The sequence below is a fragment of the Pseudomonas sp. TH06 genome, from assembly GCF_016651305.1.
Taxonomy (GTDB): domain Bacteria; phylum Pseudomonadota; class Gammaproteobacteria; order Pseudomonadales; family Pseudomonadaceae; genus Aquipseudomonas.
The window spans coordinates 250356-264113 of the sequence record NZ_JAEKEC010000001.1 but is presented as its reverse complement, the minus strand read 5'-3'; the positions used below and the strand labels follow the sequence as shown (position 1 = coordinate 264113).

At 60.0% G+C, this 13758-nt stretch carries 13 protein-coding genes; 6 read left to right on the top strand and 7 right to left on the bottom strand.

Annotated elements, in window-relative coordinates:
• Nucleotides 1–162: 162 nt before the first annotated feature.
• The 3 genes from JFT86_RS01320 to JFT86_RS01310 all read left to right on the top strand — a co-directional run bounded on the left by JFT86_RS01320 (nt 163) and on the right by JFT86_RS01310 (nt 1995).
• Nucleotides 163–633 carry a nuclear transport factor 2 family protein gene (locus JFT86_RS01320; RefSeq protein ID WP_127650887.1) on the top strand — a complete coding sequence of 157 codons (471 nt, stop codon included), beginning with the start codon at nt 163–165 and terminating at the stop codon, nt 631–633.
• Nucleotides 634–672: 39 nt separating this feature from the next.
• Nucleotides 673–975, top strand: coding sequence for a GIY-YIG nuclease family protein (locus JFT86_RS01315; RefSeq protein WP_008083651.1), 303 nt, complete (start codon nt 673–675; stop codon nt 973–975).
• Nucleotides 976–1059: 84 nt separating this feature from the next.
• Nucleotides 1060–1995, top strand: coding sequence for a glutathione S-transferase family protein (locus JFT86_RS01310; RefSeq protein ID WP_201235107.1), 936 nt, complete (start codon nt 1060–1062; stop codon nt 1993–1995).
• 168 nt (nt 1996–2163) lie between these two features.
• Here the strand turns inward: JFT86_RS01310 and JFT86_RS01305 are convergent, their stop codons facing one another.
• Nucleotides 2164–2514 (bottom strand): glutaredoxin family protein, encoded by a 351-nt coding sequence (locus JFT86_RS01305; protein ID WP_034154584.1) that lies wholly within the window; start codon nt 2512–2514, stop codon nt 2164–2166.
• Nucleotides 2514–3518 (bottom strand): nucleoid-associated protein YejK, encoded by a 1005-nt coding sequence (gene yejK, locus JFT86_RS01300; protein ID WP_201235106.1) that lies wholly within the window; start codon nt 3516–3518, stop codon nt 2514–2516. The genes JFT86_RS01305 and yejK overlap by 1 nt, the downstream gene beginning before the upstream one ends.
• Nucleotides 3519–3913: 395 nt before the next feature.
• Between yejK and JFT86_RS01295 the strand changes: the two genes are divergently transcribed.
• The gene (locus tag JFT86_RS01295) at nt 3914–4195 is read left to right on the top strand and encodes an HU family DNA-binding protein (protein ID WP_003221909.1); all 282 of its coding nucleotides are present in this window, start codon (nt 3914–3916) and stop codon (nt 4193–4195) included.
• Between the two features lie 190 nt (nt 4196–4385).
• On the opposite strand, the gene rlmF is transcribed toward JFT86_RS01295, so the two are convergent.
• The 5 genes from rlmF to JFT86_RS01270 all read right to left on the bottom strand — a co-directional run bounded on the left by rlmF (nt 4386) and on the right by JFT86_RS01270 (nt 11116).
• Nucleotides 4386–5405 (bottom strand): 23S rRNA (adenine(1618)-N(6))-methyltransferase RlmF, encoded by a 1020-nt coding sequence (gene rlmF, locus JFT86_RS01290; protein ID WP_201235105.1) that lies wholly within the window; start codon nt 5403–5405, stop codon nt 4386–4388.
• A gap of 231 nt (nt 5406–5636) precedes the next feature.
• Nucleotides 5637–8483 (bottom strand): valine--tRNA ligase, encoded by a 2847-nt coding sequence (locus JFT86_RS01285; RefSeq protein WP_201235104.1) that lies wholly within the window; start codon nt 8481–8483, stop codon nt 5637–5639.
• 249 nt (nt 8484–8732) lie between these two features.
• Nucleotides 8733–9128 carry a DNA polymerase III subunit chi gene (locus JFT86_RS01280; protein WP_201235103.1) on the bottom strand — a complete coding sequence of 132 codons (396 nt, stop codon included), beginning with the start codon at nt 9126–9128 and terminating at the stop codon, nt 8733–8735.
• Nucleotides 9129–9136: 8 nt separating this feature from the next.
• Nucleotides 9137–9565: a DNA polymerase III subunit chi gene (locus JFT86_RS01275; protein WP_201235102.1), complete on the bottom strand. Its 429-nt coding sequence runs from the start codon at nt 9563–9565 to the stop codon at nt 9137–9139.
• A 60-nt stretch (nt 9566–9625) separates the two neighbouring features.
• Nucleotides 9626–11116, bottom strand: a complete 1491-nt coding sequence (locus tag JFT86_RS01270) for a leucyl aminopeptidase (protein WP_201235101.1) — start codon at nt 11114–11116, stop codon at nt 9626–9628.
• A gap of 308 nt (nt 11117–11424) precedes the next feature.
• Between JFT86_RS01270 and lptF the strand changes: the two genes are divergently transcribed.
• On the top strand, nt 11425–12546 hold the full coding sequence (lptF, locus tag JFT86_RS01265; RefSeq protein WP_201235100.1) for an LPS export ABC transporter permease LptF: 1122 nt from the start codon (nt 11425–11427) through the stop codon (nt 12544–12546).
• A complete protein-coding gene (gene lptG / locus JFT86_RS01260) occupies nt 12539–13600 on the top strand; it encodes an LPS export ABC transporter permease LptG (protein WP_201235099.1) in 1062 nt (353 codons plus the stop codon). Before lptF ends, lptG begins: the two co-directional genes overlap by 8 nt.
• The last annotated feature ends 158 nt before the right edge of the window (nt 13601–13758 follow it).

Here is a 13758-nt window from a genome sequence, read left to right as displayed (position 1 = left end):
TGTGTCAGTCTGCGCAATGTTGGCTGGAAAGACGCCATCGCGAGCAGGCTCACTCCTACGAGGTTTTGTGTACTGCGGGTATTCGGCAGGCGAATGCCGATAGTGTTTCGGGACGTTGCAGATTATCGTGATGGCCATCTGTACATTTCCCGGAGACTGTCCATGAGTGAAGCCCACGCCGCGTTGATCACCCGCTTCTACCAAGCCTTCCAGCGTCTCGATGCCGAAGGCATGGCCGCGTGCTACACCGATGACGTGGTCTTCAGCGATCCGGCCTTCGGCGAATTGCGCGGCCGTGATGCCGGCGACATGTGGCGCATGCTCACCACCCGGGCAAAAGACTTCTCACTGACCTTCGACAACGTCCGCGCCGACGAGCGCAGCGGTGGCGCCCATTGGGTGGCGACGTATCTGTTCAGCCAGACCGGCAACGTCGTTATCAACGATATCCAGGCGCGTTTCGTCTTCCGCGACGGCAAGATCTGCGAGCATCACGACCACTTCGACCTGTGGCGCTGGTCGCGTCAGGCCCTGGGTTTCAAAGGCCTGCTGCTCGGCTGGACGCCGCTGGTGCGCAACGCCGTGCGGGCGCAGGCACTGAAGGGACTGAAGGCATTTCAGGCCGGTCGCTGATAAGATCGCGACCTGTTTCCTACACGCCTTGATCCCAAAGTGACGAGCCTTAGCGAAAAATCTGTCGATGTTGCCGAACCGGTGAGCAAGTCCTGGTTCGTTTACCTCGTTCGTGCGGCCAACGGCTCGTTGTACTGCGGGATCAGCGACGATCCCGTGCGTCGTTTCGCCAAGCATCAGAGCGGCAAAGGCGCGCGATTCTTCCTTTCCAGCCCGGCCATGGCATTGGTCTATACCGAGTTGTGCCGAGATAAAAGCGACGCCTTGCGCCAGGAACGGTTGATCAAGAAACTGCGCAAAAGCGCCAAGGAATGCCTGGTCGCGTCTTATCAATCTGACTGATCGGTTCCCATCAGCCAGATCTGTAGGCTGCTAACAAAATGCGCGCTAAGCTGCCGATTCACTATCTGAGCGGCGGAGCCGAGCATGTCCGAGTTGATTCTCCATCATTACCCGACCTCTCCATTTGCCGAGAAGGCCCGCCTGTTGTTGGGGTTCAAGGGCTTGTCCTGGCGCTCGGTGTACATTTCGCCGGTGATGCCAAAACCTGATCTGACGGCGCTGACGGGCGGCTACCGCAAAACGCCGGTGCTGCAGATCGGCGCCGATATTTATTGCGACACTTCGTTGATCGCGCGACGTCTGGAGCAGGAAAAGGCGCTGCCGTCGTTCTTTCCCGAAGGTCGGGAAATGATTACCGCGAGTTTCGCGACCTGGGTCGACTCGGTGGTGTTCCAGCATGCCGTCAGCCTGGTGTTTCAGCCTGAGTCGGTGGCGGTGCGTTTCGGCAAGTTACCGCCGGAAGCAATCAAAGCGTTTCTCGCAGACCGCGCCGGGCTGTTCAGCGGTGGCAGTGCAACCCGCTTGTCTGCCGAGCAGGCCAAGCATCAATGGCCGACGATCATGGCCCGTCTGGAGCAGCAGCTACAGCGTGAGCAGGGTGACTTCCTGTTCGGTGAGCCGTCGATTGCCGACTTTGCACTGGCGCACCCACTGTGGTTCCTCAAGGCGACCCATGTGACCGCACCGCTGGTGGACGACTATCCGGCAGTCGCCGCGTGGCTGGGGCGCGTGTTGGGTTTTGGGCATGGCGCGGCGAGCGCGATGACGGCCGAGGAGGCGCTGGAGGTGGCGCGGAATGCGACGCCGGCGGCGTTGCCGGATGAGCAATTCGTTGATCCGAACGGCTTCAAGGCTGGGCAGCAAGTGGCGATTGCCGCGACAGATTACGGCGTTGATCCGGTGGTGGGAGAGTTGGTGTTTGCCGGTCGCGAGGATTTGATCCTGCGCCGTGAAGACGAGCGTGGTGGCGTGGTGCATGTGCACTTCCCGCGCTTTGGATTCCGTATCGAAGCACGCTGATCAACAAGTCGCACCTGACTTGGTGGTGAGAGGAGTAATTGTGGCGAGGGGATTTATCCCCGATCGGCTGCGCAGCAGGCGCTAATCCTGTAAATGCGCATTGCGGCTGAAAACTGGGGCCGCTTTGCTGCCCATCGGGGATAAATCCCCTCGCCACAGGGGAGTGCATTACTTGAGGGCTGCGAGGATTTCGTCCGGATCAAATCCGCGAATCAACGTGCCGTTGACGTCGATCAACGGGATCCCGCGTCCACCCAGCGCTTCATACGCCTTGCGCGCTTCGGCATCCTTCTCGATATCGAACTCCTTGAAAGGAATCCCCTTGCTGTCGAGAAAACGCTTGGTCTGCTTGCAGTAGCCGCACCAGTCGGTGGCATAGAGCACGACATTGGCCTGCGCCCGCGTCTGTTCTGCGACCATCTGCGACGGATTGAACACCCGCTCGATCTTGCCCCAATTCTGATAGACCACGACCACCAGCAGAACCAGCGCGACTTTCTTCAGCACATTGCCGAGCATCAGTTGCGCCGCTTCAGCTGATCGGTGAGCGAGGTCGGCAGGCCTTTGATCACCAGGGTGCCAGCCTCTTCGTCGTACTCGATTTTCGAGCCCAGCAGATGCGCTTCGAAGCTGATCGACAGGCCTTCGGCGCGGCCGGTGAAGCGACGGAACTGGTTGAGCGTGCGTTTATCCGCCGGAATCTCTGGCGACAAGCCGTAGTCCTTGTTGCGGATGTGATCGTAGAAGGCTTTCGGGCGCTCCTCGTCGATCAGCTCCGAGAGCTCTTCCAGGCCCATCGGCTCGCCGAGTTTGGCCTGGCTGCTGGCGTAATCCACCAGGGTCTTGGTTTTCTCGCGGGCGGATTCTTCCGGCAGGTCTTCGCTTTCGACGAAGTCGCTGAAAGCCTTAAGCAGGGTGCGGGTCTCGCCCGGGCCGTCGACGCCTTCCTGGCAGCCGATGAAGTCGCGGAAATACTCCGAAACCTTCTTGCCGTTCTTGCCCTTGATGAACGAAATGTACTGCTTGGACTGCTTGTTGTTCTGCCACTCGGAAACGTTGATCCGTGCCGCCAGGTGCAGCTGGCCGAGATCGAGGTGGCGCGACGGGGTCACATCCAGCTCATCGGTCACCGCCACGCCTTCGCTGTGATGCAGCAGGGCGATGGCCAGGTAATCGGTCATGCCTTGTTGGTAGTGGGCGAACAGCACGTGACCACCGACCGAGAGGTTCGACTCTTCCATCAGCTTCTGCAGATGCTCGACCGCCACCTTGCTGAACGCGGTGAAGTCTTTGCCACCTTCCATGTATTCCTTCAGCCAGCCGCTGAACGGGAACGCGCCGGATTCCGCATGGAATAGGCCCCAGGCTTTGCCCTGTTTGGCGTTATAGCTCTCGTTGAGGTCGGCGAGCATGTTCTCGATGGCTGCAGACTCGGCCAGTTCCGTGTCACGGGCGTGCAGAACTGCGGGCGTGCCGTCGGGTTTTTTGTCGATCAGGTGGACGATGCAATGACGGATCGGCATGGGCTTCTCGGCTGTTGGAAGGGAGGAGGGCAGGCTCCCCCGAAAAAGCGCCCAGTGTACCGCAACCACTGGTTTTGGCGGGTGCTGAACGGCAAATCCGGGTCGTGCGGCAGGCCTTATGCAGTTTTTTACCGATTTAGAGCAATAAAGCTGACCAAATGGGTAGCTAGAGGCGGATATTTCCCCGTCTCTGTGCTAGTTTTGCCCGGTCTTACGCGAAGTCACTGCGTTAAGCGTGCAATCAGCATTTGTCAGGTCGAACCAAACCCTGATTTCGGTATCTATAACCCGACTCGTCGTGGTTATCGCCGAGGGTGCCAGATCCAGAAGATCGGGCTCGATGGCTGACACTGCACTCTGCAATCCATATGAATTTGATAGGGAAGGAACACTACATGGCTCTTACTAAAGACCAACTGATCGCCGACATCGCTGAAGCTATCGACGCGCCGAAAACCACCGCGCGTAACGCTCTGGACCAACTGGGCCAAATCGTTGCTGATCAGCTGGAAAACGGCGGCGAAATCACCTTGCCAGGTATCGGCAAGCTGAAAGTGACCGAGCGTCCTGCCCGCACTGGCCGTAACCCTTCGACTGGCGCTGCCATCGAAATCCCTGCAAAGAAAGTGATCAAGCTGGTTGTGGCCAAAGGCCTGACCGACGCTGTGAACAAGTAAGACGCAGCGATAAAAAAACCGTGCTCCGGAGCGATCCGGGCACGGTTTTTTTGTGCCTGCAATTTGGCGGTGCACGCTAAAACTTTGTAGGAGCGAGCCTGCTCGCGAAAGCGGTGGGTCAGTCACCATGAATGTCGACTGATATATCGCTATCGCGAGCAGGCTCGCTCCTACAGGGGGCTGCGCTGCGTTAGCGGGTCCAGCGCTCGCGGCGCCAGATCTGCTGTTCGGACTTGGTCTGGAAGGTCCAGGCGACGAAACGGCTCTGCTTCTGCCCCTGCGACATCTCCACAACCTGACTTTCCAGTACGCCGGCCTTTTTCAGTGCGGTTTCGATGGCTGGCAGGTTCGAGGCTTTCGACACCAGGGTGCTGAACCACAGCACTTTGTGCTGGAAATTCGCGCTCTCGGCGATCAATTGCGTCACGAAACGTGCTTCGCCACCTTCACACCACAGCTCGGCCGACTGCCCGCCGAAGTTCAGCACCGGCAGTTTGCGTTTCGGATCAGCCTTGCCCAAGGCGCGCCATTTACGCTCGCTGCCCTTGGTCGCTTCGTCCATCGAGGCGTGGAACGGCGGGTTGCACATGGTCAGGTCAAAGCGCTCGCCCGGTTCCAACAGACCAATCAGGATGTGCTTGCGGTTCTCCTGCTGGCGCAGCTTGATGACCTTGTTCAGATCGTTGGACTGGACGATGGCCGTGGCAGCCGCAACGGCCGTCGGGTCGATCTCCGAGCCGAGGAAGTGCCAGCGGTATTCGCTGTTACCGATCAGCGGATAAACGCAGTTGGCGCCCATGCCGATGTCCAGCACGTTGACGATCGCACCACGCGGGACCTTGCCATCATTCATGCTGGCCAGCAGGTCAGCGAGGAAGTGCACGTAATCGGCACGCCCCGGGACCGGTGGGCAGAGATAATCGGCCGGAATGTCCCAATGCTGAATGCCATAAAACGACTTGAGCAGCGCCCGGTTGAACACCCGTACCGCGTCGGGGCTGGCGAAGTCGATGCTTTCCTTGCCGTACGGATTGATGATCACGAACTTCGCCAGTTCTGGCGTGGTCTTGATCAGCGCCGGGAAGTCGTAACGACCCTGATGGCGATTGCGCGGGTGCAGGCTGGCCTCTTTACGCGGTTCAACGGCTTTGGCCGGGGTCGCGGAGTCAGGCTTTTTGCGCGCAGGTTTCGGTGTGCGGGGGGCGTTCATGGGCGTGGTCGATTCGGGTATGGCTGAAAGTGGCGGGTATTGTCCCACATCTAAGGGCAACTCCGACCAATTGTAGGAGTGAGCCTGCTCGCGATGACGGATTGTCAGTCAAAAATCAGCTGACTGATCCACCGCTATCGCGAGCAGGCTCACTCCTACAGGGGATTTGTGGTGTGGCAGGCACAAAAAAGGGAGGCCATTGTGGCCTCCCTTTTTCATTGCGAATTGCCCTTACAGGCTGGAAATCCGCGCGTGTTGCTCGGCCAGTTTGCTCAGGGCCTGTTCAGCCTCGGCCAGTTTGGCGCGCTCCTTCTCGATGACTTCGGCCGGGGCCTTGTCGACGAAACCGGCGTTGGACAGTTTGCCGCCAACACGCTGGACTTCGCCCTGCAGACGCAGGATTTCCTTGTCCAGACGCGCCAGTTCAGCGCCCTTGTCGATCAGACCGGCCATCGGCACCAGCACCTCCATCTCGCCGACCAGAGCGGTGGCGGACAGCGGCGCTTCTTCGCCAGCCTTCAGAACGGTGATCGATTCCAGACGCGCGAGCTTCTTCAGCAGCGCTTCGTTCTCGGTCAGACGACGCTGGTCTTCAGCGCTGACGTTCTTCAGGTATATCGGCAGTGGCTTGCCCGGACCGATGTTCATTTCGCCACGGATGTTGCGCGTGCCGAGCATCAGTTCCTTGAGCCATTCGATGTCGTTTTCGGCGGCCGGATCGATGCGCTCTTCGTTGGCCACTGGCCAAGGTTGCAGCATGATCGTCTTGCCCTGAATACCGGCCAGCGGCGCGATGCGCTGCCAGATTTCTTCAGTGATGAACGGCATGAACGGATGCGCCAGACGCAGCGCCACTTCCAGTACGCGAACCAGCGTGCGACGGGTGCCGCGCTGACGTTCGATCGGCGCGTTTTCGTCCCACAGCACAGGCTTGGACAATTCCAGGTACCAGTCGCAGTACTGGTTCCAGATGAACTCGTACAGCGCTTGTGCGGCGAGGTCGAAACGGAACTGATCGAGTTGACGGGTCACTTCGGCTTCGGTGCGTTGCAACTGCGAGATGATCCAGCGATCCGCCAGCGACAGCTCGTAGGCTTCGCCGTTCTGGCCGCAGTCCTCGCCCTTGTCCAGAACATAACGCGCGGCGTTCCAGATCTTGTTGCAGAAGTTGCGATAGCCTTCAACGCGGCCCATGTCGAACTTGATGTCGCGGCCGGTCGAGGCCAGCGAGCAGAAAGTGAAGCGCAGGGCGTCGGTGCCGTAGCTGGCGATGCCGTCGGCGAACTCGTCGCGGGTCTGCTTCTCGATCTTCTTCGCCAGTTTCGGCTGCATCAGGCCGGAAGTGCGTTTCTGCACCAGCTCTTCCAGTTCGATACCGTCGATGATGTCCAGCGGGTCAAGGACGTTGCCCTTGGACTTGGACATCTTCTGGCCCTGGCCATCACGTACCAGACCGTGCACATAAACGGTCTTGAACGGAACCTGCGGCGTGCCGTCCTCGTTCTTGATCAGGTGCATCGTCAGCATGATCATCCGGGCAACCCAGAAGAAGATGATGTCGAAACCGGTGACCAGAACGTCGGTGGAGTGGAATTTTTTCAGGAATTCGGTTTTTTCCGGCCAGCCGAGGGTGGAGAACGTCCACAGACCCGAACTGAACCAGGTGTCGAGTACGTCGTTGTCCTGTTGCAGCGCAACGTCCGGGCCGAGGTTGTGCTTGGCACGTACTTCGGCTTCATCGCGGCCGACGTAGACCTTGCCCGACTCGTCGTACCAGGCCGGAATCCGGTGGCCCCACCACAGCTGACGGCTGATGCACCAATCCTGGATGTCGCGCATCCACGAGAAGTACATGTTTTCGTACTGCTTCGGCACGAACTGGATGCGGCCGTCTTCAACGGCGGCAATCGCAGGCTCGGCCAACGGCTTGGTGGAAACGTACCACTGGTCGGTCAGCCACGGCTCGATGATGGTCCCGGAGCGGTCGCCCTTCGGCACTTTCAGGGCGTGATCGTTGACGCTGACCAGCAGGCAGGCGGCATCGAAGGCCGCGACGATTTGCTTGCGCGCTTCGAAACGCTCAAGGCCGGCGAACTCCGCCGGGATCTTGCCGTCGATGCTCTCGTTCAGCGTGCCGTCGAGGTTGAACACCTGGGCGGCTGGCAGCACGTTGGCGTTCTTGTCGAAGATGTTCATCAGCGGCAGGTTGTGACGCTTGCCAACTTCGTAGTCGTTGAAGTCGTGGGCCGGGGTGATTTTCACGCAACCGGTGCCGAATTCTGGATCGCAGTAATCGTCGGCGATGATCGGGATGCGGCGGCCAACCAGCGGCAGCTCGACAAATTTGCCGATCAAGGCTTTGTAGCGTTCATCGTTCGGGTTAACCGCGACGGCAGAGTCGCCGAGCATGGTTTCCGGACGAGTGGTCGCGACGATCAGGAAATCGTTGCCTTCAGCGGTTTTCGCGCCGTCAGCCAAGGGGTACTTCAGGTTCCACAGGAAACCTTTCTCGTCGTGGTTTTCCACTTCGAGGTCGGAAATCGCCGTGTGCAGTTTGGTGTCCCAGTTGACCAGACGCTTGCCGCGATAGATCAGGCCGTCTTCGTGCAGGCGCACGAACGCTTCTTTAACGGCTTCCGAGAGGCCGTCGTCCATGGTGAAGCGCTCGCGGCTCCAGTCGACGGACGAGCCGAGGCGACGGATCTGACGGCTGATGTTGCCGCCCGACTGATCCTTCCACTCCCAGACTTTTTCGAGGAATTTCTCGCGGCCCAGATCGTGGCGATTCTGGCCTTGGGCTTCGAGTTGACGCTCCACCAGCATCTGCGTGGCGATACCGGCGTGGTCGGTGCCCGGCTGCCACAGGGTGTTGCGACCCTGCATGCGGCGGAAACGGATCAGGGCGTCCATGATCGCGTTGTTGAAACCGTGACCCATGTGCAGGCTGCCGGTGACGTTCGGCGGCGGGATCATGATGGTGTAGGAATCGCCCGCGCCTTGCGGTGCGAAGTAGTTCTCGGACTCCCAGGTGTTGTACCAGGAAGTTTCAATGGCGTGCGGCTGGTAGGTCTTATCCATGCGCGGCGGGACCCTATTGGCATTTATTCAGGAAAAGCCGGGAAGTATAGCGGGGCATGGGGCCGAGGGCGAGCGGGGGAGGCTGGGTGGACCCTAATGTTGGGGGATGTACCTTTGTGGTGAGGGGATTTATCCCCGATGGACTGCGCAGCAGCCCCAATATTTCAATCTCGCTGCGCATTTGCAGGGTTCACGACTGCTGCGCAGCCGATCGGGGATAAATCCCCTCGCCACAGGGGATCCAGCCGGTTATTCGTACTGGCTGAGTAGCCGTTCCATCCGCGCCTCGAGGCGGCGTTTGATTTCGGTTTCGATGTGCGGGGCGAAGTCGTCGATCACGTCTTGCATGATCAATTGCGCGGCGGCGCGCAGTTCGCTGTCCAGATGCAGCAGGGCGTCCGGACCTTTATCCACAGGGGGCGCCGGTTTCGCAGCGGGTGTCGGGGCGGGAGCGGGTGGCGGTTCGACAGCCGGCGGCTCGTTGCCAACCGAGTCGAACAGCATCGGAATCTGTTCCTGTTCACCGTCATCGACCGTATCGGTCAGCAGTGGCGGTTGCAGGTTGTCGTCGCCGAGCAACTGACGGATCGATTCGAGATCGTCCAGCAGGTGAGCGGACTTTTGCTGCGGTTTCGGAGTGTCCATTGGAGTGCTCAGAGTCGCTGTAAACGGTGATCTTGCAGAGGATAGCCCTGTTCGCGGTAGAAGCGAAAACTCTCCCGCGCCGCGGCTCGAATGGTCGGGTCTTCAACCACCACTTCCGCCACCCGGGCGAACTTGTTGGCGAAGGCCGGGACTTTCAGGTCGAGATTGACCAGCAAATCCTGATGCTCGCCGCAGTCATCGCCCAAACCCAACACAATCAAACCGTCCGGTTCGCTGTCGGCAGGGCCGTGGGGCACGAAGCTTTCGCCCTTGAAGGCCCACAGGCGCGCATCGAGTTCATCACGCTGGGCCGCGTCGCTGCAATGCAGGTAGATGCGGTGGCCCATGCGCCAGGCTTTTTCGGTGAGCTTGCAGGCAAAATCCAGGCGTGCCGACGGATCGGCGCTGGGCAGGATATAGAAGTCGACTTTGGTCATTGCGGTTCCTGAGCCTTGAACGGCGACGCCCGAAGGCAGCGCCGCCCAGGTTCATCGGTTTCAGGCTTTGGCGCGATCCAGCAGGTATTGAGTCAGCAACGGAACCGGACGGCCAGTGGCGCCCTTGTCCTTGCCGCCGCTGGTCCATGCGGTACCGGCGATATCCAGGTGCGCCCAGTTGAGGTTCTTGGTGAAGCGAGACAGGAAGCAGGCAGCGGTGATGGTGCCGGCCTTCGGCCCGCCGATGTTGGCGATGTCGGCAAACGGGCTATCCAGTTGTTCCTGGTACTCGTCGAACAGCGGCAGTTGCCAGGCGCGGTCATCGGCGGTCTTGCCGGCGCTGAGCAGTTGATTGATCAGTTCGTCATTGTTGCCCAGCAGGCCCGAGGTGTGGGCGCCCAGGGCAACCACGCAGGCACCGGTCAGGGTGGCGATGTCGATCACTGCTTGTGGCTTGAAGCGCTCGGAGTAGGTCAGCGCATCGCACAGCACCAGACGGCCTTCGGCGTCGGTGTTGAGGATTTCCACGGTCTGGCCGCTCATGGTGGTGACGATGTCGCCGGGACGGGTCGCATTGCCGCTCGGCATGTTTTCCGCGCAGGCAAGGATGCACACCAGATTGATTGGCAGTTTCAGCTCAAGCACAGCGCGCAGGGTGCCGAACACGGAGGCAGCGCCGCCCATGTCGTATTTCATTTCGTCCATGCCGGCGCCCGGCTTCAGGCTGATGCCGCCAGTGTCGAAGGTGATGCCTTTACCGACCAGTGCGTAAGGCTTCTCGGACTTCTTGCCGCCGTTGTATTGCATGACGATCAGGCGCGGCGGCTGGGCGCTGCCCTGGCCGACAGCGTAGAACGAGCCCATGCCCAGCGACTTGATCTTCTTCTCGTCGAGCACTTCGACTTTCAGATCCTTGAACTCTTTACCGAGGTTCTTCGCTTGTTCGCCAAGGAAAGTCGGGTGGCAGATGTTCGGCGGCAGGTTACCCAGATCGCGGGTGAAAGCCATGCCGTTGGCGATCGCAGTGGCGTGATTCACAGCGCGTTGCACTTCGGCTTGTGCAGCCTTGATGGTCAGCAGGGTGATTTTCTTCAGTGCACGCGGCTCGGCTTTCTGGCTCTTGAACTGGTCGAAGGTGTATTCGCCATCCACCAAGGTTTCCGCCAGCAGACGTGTCTTGCCGTAGCTGTCGCGGTTTTTGACAATAATTTCATCCAGCGCCAAAACGGCATCGCTGCCGCCCAGGCCTTTCAGCGTGTTGAGGATGCCGGCAACGATTTTGCGGAACGGACGGTCGCCCAGTTCTTCATCCTTGCCCACGCCGACCAGCAGCACGCGTTCGGCTTTCAGGTTCGGCAGGCTGTGCAGCAGCAGGCTTTGGCCGACTTTGCCGGCCAGATCGCCACGCTTGAGTACCGCGCTGATCGCGCCGCCGCTCAGTTCGTCGACTTGCTTGGCGGCGACACCGAGTTTGCGGCCTTCGCCGACGGCAACCACCAGGGTGGCGGTTTTCAACGTTTCTGGGCTAACGCTTTTTACAACCAGTTCCATGTCCGGATCCCTGAATGAATGGTCAACATGCAGGCGTTCGACGGTGTCCGCAGTCGCCTGCTTATAGATAGAAGAGGCGCAGGCCAAAGCCTGCGACAAGGGCCGCAGTTTGAACCTCGCTCCCCGCGCCTGACAACCCTCGGTTGTACGATCTTCAACGTAATGCACACGCCGATGAGTGTGCGCAGTGACAGGCGCCCCCAATCACAGGATAATGCCGCATCTTTTTTCGACGGCTCTGCGTTGCGGGCCGGTCGATGTGTTTGCTTGTTTGGCCGCCTTAGCCTGACAACCCTGGAGTGTCTGGTTTGATCGTCTTCCGTTATCTGTCCCGCGAAGTCCTGTTGACCCTCAGCGCCGTGAGTGCCGTGCTGCTGGTCATCATCATGAGCGGTCGCTTCATCAAATACCTCGCTCAGGCCGCCGCCGGCCAGCTCGATCCGGGTTCGTTGTTCCTGATCATGGGCTTTCGCCTGCCGGGCTTCCTGCAACTGATTCTGCCGCTGGGTCTGTTCCTCGGGATCCTGCTGGCCTACGGTCGCCTGTACCTCGAAAGCGAGATGACCGTGCTCTCGGCCACCGGCATGAGTCAGCAGAAGCTGTTTCGCATGACCCTGTTCCCGGCGACGCTGGTGGCATTGGTCGTGGCATGGCTGAGCCTGGGGCTGGCCCCGCAAGGCGCCAATCAGTTCCAGCTGCTGCTGAACAAGCAGGACGCGCTGACCGAGTTCGACACCCTTGAACCCGGTCGCTTCCAGGCCCTGCGTGACGGCACCCGGGTGACGTACACCGAGACCCTGAGCGACGATCGCGTCAACCTGGGTAGCGTGTTCATCTCGCAGAAGAACCTCGGCGCCGATCAGAAGGACCGCGGGATTTCTGTGCTGGTGGCCGAAAAGGGCCGTCAGGAAGTCCGCCCCGACGGCAATCGCTACCTGATTCTCGACAACGGCTACCGCTACGACGGCAGCCCGGGGCTGGCCGACTACCGCGCCATCCATTACGAAACCTACGGTGTGCTGCTACCCAAGCCGGACGTCAGCGAAGAAGTCACCGACCGTGACGCCATGCCGACCTCGTCTTTGCTGGGCAGTGATGACATTCGCTCGAAAACCGAACTGCAATGGCGTCTGTCCCTGCCATTGCTGGTGTTTATCGTGACCCTGATGGCGGTACCGCTGTCGCGAGTCAATCCGCGTCAAGGGCGTTTCCTCAAGCTGCTGCCGGCGATTCTTCTTTATATGGCTTACCTGACCATCCTGATTGCCGCCCGCGGCGCCCTTGAAAAAGGCAAGATCCCCCCGGCGCTCGGCTTGTGGTGGGTGCATGCGATCTTCCTGTTCATCGGCCTCGGCCTGCTTTACTGGGAGCCTTTGCGTCTGAAGATGGCCAGCCGTCGCGCCGCTGCGCTGGAGGTGGCCCGTGGTTAAACTCGACCGCTACATCGGCAGCAGCGTGTTCATGGCGATCATCGCCGTGCTGGCAATCATCCTCGGTCTGGCAACCCTGTTTGCCTTCATCGATGAGATGGGTGACGTCAGCGACACCTACACCTTGATGGATGTCCTGAGTTTCGTCTTGCTGACCGCGCCACGCCGGCTCTATGAAATGCTGCCGATGGCGGCGTTGATTGGCTGCCTGATCGGCCTCGGCAGTCTGGCCAGTAGCAGCGAACTGACCGTGATGCGTGCCGCTGGCGTGTCTATCGGCCGTATCGTCTGGGCCGTAATGAAACCGATGCTGGTGCTGATGCTGGCCGGTGTGTTGATCGGCGAATACGTCGCCCCGGCCACTGAAAGCATGGCTCAGGCCAATCGCTCGCTGGCTCAGGGCAGCGGCGACGCCCAAAGTGCCAAGCACGGTATGTGGCATCGTCAGGGTGAGGAGTTCATCCACATCAACGCCGTTCAGCCGAACGGTCTGTTGTATGGCGTGACCCGCTATCACTTCGACAAGGAGCGCCATCTGTTGAGTTCGAGTTTCGCCAAAAAGGCTGAATTCGACGGCACCAAATGGCAGCTTACCGACGTTGCCACCACGCTGTTTCATGAACGCAGCACTGAAGTCGTCAATACCCCGAGCGAGCAGTGGGACGTGGCGTTGAGCCCGCAACTGCTGAGCACTGTGGTCATGGCCCCGGAATCGCTGTCGATCAGCGGTCTGTGGGGTTACATCCACTATCTCTCCGAGCAGGGCTTGAGCAACGGCCGTTACTGGCTGGCATTTTGGGTCAAGGTGTTGCAGCCGTTGGTGACTGCGGCGCTGGTGCTGATGGCCATTTCGTTCATCTTCGGTCCGCTACGTTCGGTGACCCTCGGTCAGCGGGTGTTCACCGGCGTATTGGTGGGCTTCACCTTCCGTATCGTCCAGGATTTGCTCGGCCCTTCGAGCCTGGTGTTCGGTTTCTCGCCGCTGTTTGCGGTGCTGGTGCCGGCCGGTGTCTGTGCGCTCGCGGGTGTCTGGTTGCTGCGACGAGCCGGTTGATGAACAAGCTTTCATCCATCGTTTAAACCCTGAAAACGCCTCGGTCGACAGATCGGGGCGTTTTTGCATGCCATCCGGGTGACAGGCGAACGTGACGCTTGCGCCGTGTATCAGGTACAATTCCCGGCTATTTTTCGGCGGGCCATGCCTGCAGCCTT

Coding starts and splice junctions, on each gene's coding strand:
- JFT86_RS01320 (WP_127650887.1), top strand. CDS start 163: ATGAGTGAAGCCCACGCCGCGTTGATCACCCGCTTCTACCAAGCCTTC.
- JFT86_RS01310 (WP_201235107.1), top strand. CDS start 1,060: ATGTCCGAGTTGATTCTCCATCATTACCCGACCTCTCCATTTGCCGAG.
- JFT86_RS01305 (WP_034154584.1), bottom strand. CDS start 2,514: ATGCTCGGCAATGTGCTGAAGAAAGTCGCGCTGGTTCTGCTGGTGGTC.
- yejK (WP_201235106.1), bottom strand. CDS start 3,518: ATGCCGATCCGTCATTGCATCGTCCACCTGATCGACAAAAAACCCGAC.
- JFT86_RS01295 (WP_003221909.1), top strand. CDS start 3,914: ATGGCTCTTACTAAAGACCAACTGATCGCCGACATCGCTGAAGCTATC.
- rlmF (WP_201235105.1), bottom strand. CDS start 5,405: ATGAACGCCCCCCGCACACCGAAACCTGCGCGCAAAAAGCCTGACTCC.
- JFT86_RS01285 (WP_201235104.1), bottom strand. CDS start 8,483: ATGGATAAGACCTACCAGCCGCACGCCATTGAAACTTCCTGGTACAAC.
- JFT86_RS01280 (WP_201235103.1), bottom strand. CDS start 9,128: ATGGACACTCCGAAACCGCAGCAAAAGTCCGCTCACCTGCTGGACGAT.
- JFT86_RS01275 (WP_201235102.1), bottom strand. CDS start 9,565: ATGACCAAAGTCGACTTCTATATCCTGCCCAGCGCCGATCCGTCGGCA.
- JFT86_RS01270 (WP_201235101.1), bottom strand. CDS start 11,116: ATGGAACTGGTTGTAAAAAGCGTTAGCCCAGAAACGTTGAAAACCGCC.